This is a genomic window from Muricoccus pecuniae, assembly GCF_014199205.1.
Classification (GTDB): Bacteria; Pseudomonadota; Alphaproteobacteria; order Acetobacterales; family Acetobacteraceae; genus Roseomonas; species Roseomonas pecuniae.
On sequence record NZ_JACIJD010000088.1, the window covers coordinates 1 to 1,269 of the forward strand.

Below are 1,269 nucleotides of genomic sequence, written 5' to 3' on the forward strand. Positions count from 1 at the left end.
TTGAGCCGTGGTGCCTGACGAGGGCTCTGTGCCGTGTTCGTGAACGGGTGTATGGGGCCGCTGTTGCGTGCTGGCCTCTTGGCTGGCCTGGGGAGGGTGGGTCGGGGATGAGCGGCTTGGTGGATGCGGTGCCGAACGGCAGGCCTGGCTCGGCGGCGCGCTCCCTCATTCCGGTTTATCGTCCCGATCTCTCGGGCAACGAGCGGGCCTATGTGCTGGACTGCGTGGACAGCAGCTGGATCTCCTCGATCGGGGCCTATATCGGCCGCTTCGAGGCGGCGATCGCCGGGGCGACGGGCGCGCGGCACGCGGTGGCGGTGTGCAACGGCACGGTCGCGCTGCACCTGCCGCTGCACTGCCTGGGGCTCGGGCCGGGCGACGAGGTGATCGTCCCCTCCTTCACCTACATCGCCTCCGTCAACACCATCGCCCAGACCGGGGCGACGCCGGTCTTTGCCGAGAGCCGGGCGGGCGACTGGATGCTCGACCCCGAGGACGTGGAGCGCCGCATCACGCCGCGCACGAAGGCGATCATGCCCGTCCACCTGTTCGGCGCGGCCTGCGACATGCCGGCGCTGATGGAGATCGCGCGCCGCCGGGGCCTGCGCGTGCTCGAGGACGCGGCCGAGGCACTCGGCACAACGCTCGGCGGGCGCCAGGTCGGCACCTTCGGCGATGCGGGCAGCTTCTCCTTCTTCGGCAACAAGACCGTGACCACCGGCGAGGGCGGCATGGTGGTGACCGACGACGACGAGCTCGCCGCAAGGCTGCGCCAGGTCAAGGGCCAGGGCCAGTCGCTGACGCGCCGCTACTGGCACGAGGTGCTCGGCTTCAACTACCGCATGACCAACATCTGCGCGGCCATCGGCCTGGCCCAGGCCGAGCGCCTGCCCGCGATCCTGGCCGCCAAGCGCCGCTTCGCCCGCTTCTACAGGCAGGCCCTGGCCGACCTGCCCGTCAGCTTCCAGCAGCCCCTCCCAGGGGTGGACAGCGCGGACTGGCTCGTCAGCCTCCTCCTGCCGCCCGGTACGGACCGCGAGCGGCTGATGGCCGAAATGAGCGAGGCCGGGGTGGAAACCCGCCCCGTCTTCTACCCCGCCCACCACATGCCGATGTACCGCAGCGACGAGCGCTTCCCCATCGCCGAAGACATCGCCGCCCGCGGCCTCTCACTGCCCAGCTTCCCCGCCCTCACCGACGACGAACTCGACCGCGTCCAGCACGCACTCCGGGCCGCCCTCCAGGCACAGGGGAAGGGGTGAGGTCAGG

1 protein-coding gene is annotated in these 1,269 nt (G+C 71.0%); it reads left to right on the forward strand.

Annotation, left to right across the window (positions count from 1 at the left end):
- Nucleotides 1-107 precede the first annotated feature (107 nt).
- Nucleotides 108-1,262 carry a DegT/DnrJ/EryC1/StrS family aminotransferase gene (locus FHS87_RS23300; RefSeq protein WP_184522310.1) on the forward strand — a complete coding sequence of 385 codons (1,155 nt, stop codon included), beginning with the start codon at nt 108-110 and terminating at the stop codon, nt 1,260-1,262.
- The last annotated feature ends 7 nt before the right edge of the window (nt 1,263-1,269 follow it).